3 protein-coding genes are annotated in these 2,498 nt (G+C 67.9%); all 3 read right to left on the bottom strand.

From position 1 onward, the window contains the following. Positions 1-348: hypothetical protein (locus tag ACT84W_RS03755; RefSeq protein ID WP_444328247.1), on the bottom strand; the 348-nt coding region annotated here is incomplete at its 3' end. Continuing rightward, complete coding sequence (locus ACT84W_RS03750; protein WP_417575996.1) at positions 338-1,024, bottom strand: TetR/AcrR family transcriptional regulator; 687 nt, start codon at positions 1,022-1,024, stop codon at positions 338-340. The genes ACT84W_RS03755 and ACT84W_RS03750, both read right to left, overlap by 11 nt. A 179-nt stretch (positions 1,025-1,203) precedes the next feature. Beyond that, complete coding sequence (locus ACT84W_RS03745) at positions 1,204-2,214, bottom strand: LacI family DNA-binding transcriptional regulator (RefSeq protein WP_432290094.1); 1,011 nt, start codon at positions 2,212-2,214, stop codon at positions 1,204-1,206. Between the last annotated feature and the right edge of the window lie 284 nt (positions 2,215-2,498).

The following is a 2,498-nucleotide window of genomic DNA, read 5'->3' as shown; positions in this document are numbered from 1 at the left end:
GACGAACTCGAGGCCGAGCCACTTGGCCAGCAGCATGCCGCCCGAGCCGGTGATCGAGACGCGCATCGGGGCGTCGCCGATCACGCGCTGGGCGCGAACGAAGAGCTCTTTGGCCGTGGCGCGCACATCGGTGTGGTGGCGCTCGTAGTTGGCGTAGATGAGGTTGTCGTTGTCGTCGATGACGGCGAGCTTGACGGTGGTGGAGCCCACGTCGATGCCCAGGCGCAGGTGCGCGTAGCTGAGGTCGTAGGGATGGGCCGGGCTGAGCTCGGCGCCGTCCTGCTTGAGCTCGAGGGGACGGCGGGCGGCCTTCTCGGCCTTGATGGACGCGGCGGTCTTATCGGACATTGTTGATCTCCTCGCAGTCTTTGATGGCCAGCGCGAAGCTGGGGATGTCGAAGTCGATGGGCCTGCCGTAGAGGTCACCCGGGCGGACGAACATAAGGGCCGTCATGAGGCGCGCCATAGCGGGCACGGACTCGCGCATGCCGCCCTCGAGCCAGCGCAGGAGCACGCCGACCTCGGCGGATATGGCGAAGGTGAGGTAGTAGTCGAAGAACGCGCCGACCGCGCGCACGTCGATGCCGTCGAGGGCGCGGCCGACCACCGCGTCGTAGGCCATGCGCTTGAGGCGCTCGGCGAAGGCGGGGTCTCCCCCGTCGCCGAGCAGCGGCCGCAGGTAGTCTCCGCGCTCCTGGACGGCGAGCAGCAGGCCCTCGGAGCCGGGCGCGGGCTCGGCCGAGCGCAACGACTCGGCAAGGTGACCGAGGTGGCAGGCGGCGATCTGCTCCACGTGGACGCGGAGGTCTGCCAGGGTCTCGTCCTCGATCTGGGTCACAAGGTCGGGGATGTCCTTGAAGTGGGAGTAAAAGGTGCGGCGGGTCACGCCGGCGCGCTCGGTCACGGCGGTGACGGTCACGCGCGAAAGGTCGCCGGTGGCGTCGATCTCCTGCGCGAGCGCGAGTCGCAGCGCGGCGCGGGTACGGACGCTTCGGCGGTCGGTGCTTATGACGCAGCTGGCCATCCGGTCCTCTCGTCGGTTTTTACACAGCTTGGGTAGTATTGCACACCCTGTGCAAAAGCGAGCGTGCCGGGCGGGAATCGCGGGGTTTTCGACAATCACCCCACAAATGTGGCGGGCGAGAAGGGCGCGGGCCGGCGGCGGGGTCGCGGCGGCGGGGAGCGCAGGCCGGCGGGCGGCGACTACGGCTGGAGGAACTTGACGGACTGCCGCTCGACGAAGGTCGTCGAGAGGTGCGTGACGCAGGTGTAGTCGCGCGGCTCGCGGATCTGGTCCATGAGGCGGTGGGTGGCGATCTCGCCCATCTCGCGGTTGGGGATGCGCGCCGTGGTCAGCGGCGGGTTGCAGACGCTCGCGTACGGCAGGTCGTCGAAGCCGACCACGCTCACGTCCTCGGGGATCCGGATGCCCTGCTCGGTCATCGCCCTCATGCAGCCGAGGGCCATGATGTCATTCTCCACAAAGAAGGCAGTCGGGAGCGGCGGGTTCGCGGAGAGCCACTCCTTCATCGCGTCGTAGGAGGTGTTGACGGTGGTGCCCACCACGACGCGCCACTTGGAGTCGATGGTCAGCCCGGCCTCGCGCATGGCGCGGCGGTACCCGCGCTCGCGCAGGGGGAAGTTCTTGATGCGGTAGTCGCCCGCGATGTAGCCGATCTGACGGTGGCCGTGCTCGGCCAGGTAGGTGACGGCGCGGAAGGCGGAGTTCTCGTTCTGCGTGACCACGGACTCGAAGAAGAGCCGGTCGGACCAGCCGTCCACGACGACGAGCGGCGCCTGCGGGTCGCGGAAGAGCACGTAGTCCTCCTCTGCCATCTCGGTGCCCAGAAGGACGATGCCGTTGCTCATGTCGTGCGTGATCTCGAAGGCCTGCTTGGCCGCGGCCTCGCGGTTGCTGAGCTCGATCGTGGTGAACGTGGTCTGCAGCTTGAGCTGGGCCGCCACGCGCTCGACGCCCTCGATGACGCCGGGGTGGAACGTGCCCTCGTCGAGGATCTTGCCGGTCTTGCGCGCGAGGACAAACCGGATGTGGTCGAGGTGCTCGGAGCGCTCGTAGCCGAGCTCCTTCGCCATGCGGCGGATGGTCTCGGCGGTGTCCTTGTTTACACCGCGCTTATTGTTGAGCGCATTGGAGACCGTCGCGGGAGAAAACCCCGTTCTACGGCTGATTTCGCGAACCCCGACGTTGCGCATGGCACCTCCTGACCGCACGACCGGCCCGCTTTGGGCCGAACATCATGCTAAACGTTCCCGCCGTGTTTACATTCTGTTCGGTCGGCGGGCGGCGTGCAAACGTCCGCCCATCGGTCGAGGGCCCCGCGATGGTATAGTTTGCCCTGTTCAAACGTTCATGTGATGCGGCTTCGGGAGCCAAAGGGAGGCGGACCGGTGCGCGACGACGAGTTCGACGCGAGGCGCGCGCAGCGCACGGCAAGAAGGACGCAGCGCTCCGGGCAGGCGCCGGCGGGGCGGGGCGC

It is taken from the genome of Paratractidigestivibacter sp. (genome assembly GCF_052362415.1).
Taxonomy (GTDB): domain Bacteria; phylum Actinomycetota; class Coriobacteriia; order Coriobacteriales; family Atopobiaceae; genus Paratractidigestivibacter.
The sequence above is the reverse complement of the archived record's forward strand: the minus strand, read 5'-3'. Positions and strand labels throughout refer to the sequence as shown.

Excerpts from the sequence above, each read along its gene's own strand:
- ACT84W_RS03750 (WP_417575996.1), bottom strand. The coding sequence starts at position 1,024 with ATGGCCAGCTGCGTCATAAGCACCGACCGCCGAAGCGTCCGTACCCGC.
- ACT84W_RS03745 (WP_432290094.1), bottom strand. The coding sequence starts at position 2,214 with ATGCGCAACGTCGGGGTTCGCGAAATCAGCCGTAGAACGGGGTTTTCT.